1 protein-coding gene is annotated in these 528 nt (G+C 73.5%); it reads right to left on the minus strand.

The genetic code is table 11. The features are described from left to right. Positions 1-380, minus strand: a 380-nt coding sequence (locus tag G7A99_RS24425; protein WP_305792378.1) for a type II secretion system protein N, incomplete at its 3' end; no start/stop codon positions are given. Positions 381-528 lie beyond the last annotated feature (148 nt).

A 528-nucleotide genomic window follows, 5' to 3' on the forward strand; every position in this document is an offset into this window, starting at 1 on the left:
AGGTGCTCGTCACCGCCGCCGGCGGCAATGATCGCCAGGCCGCTGTCCTCGCTGGGGCCGGCGACCACGCCGTGGAGAGTGAGGTCGAGCTGCGTCGGCGGTGCCTCGCGGGCCGGTGTGGGGGTGTCGTTATCCGCGGTGCGCCCGAACAGGTGGGCGGCGACGATGGGGGCGGTGTCCGGGGCCTCCTCGGCCGCATCGCCGGGCGCCGACTGTGCCGCCGGCTCCGGCGGCGGGGCGGTGGTGTCGCGGGGCCAGAGCTGCCAGCCGAGCAGCACCGCTTCCGCCCCGAGCAGGATCACGGCCGCCGCCGTGACGGCGACAGCGAGTGCGGATTCGACCCGGGAGCCGGGCTCGGTGAGGACGCTGGGCAGTGACATCACGCCGTTGGTGGCTCCACGCTCGTGGACGGGCGGTTATCCCGGTATCCGGTGGCGGGCTGGAACGCCGCCGCTGCGGCGTTGACACCCGCTTTGGGGGAGGCTAAGGTTACGACCGATATCGGCACCGTGTGCCTCCCTCACTGCT

The sequence above is a fragment of the Arhodomonas sp. KWT genome, from assembly GCF_010993615.1.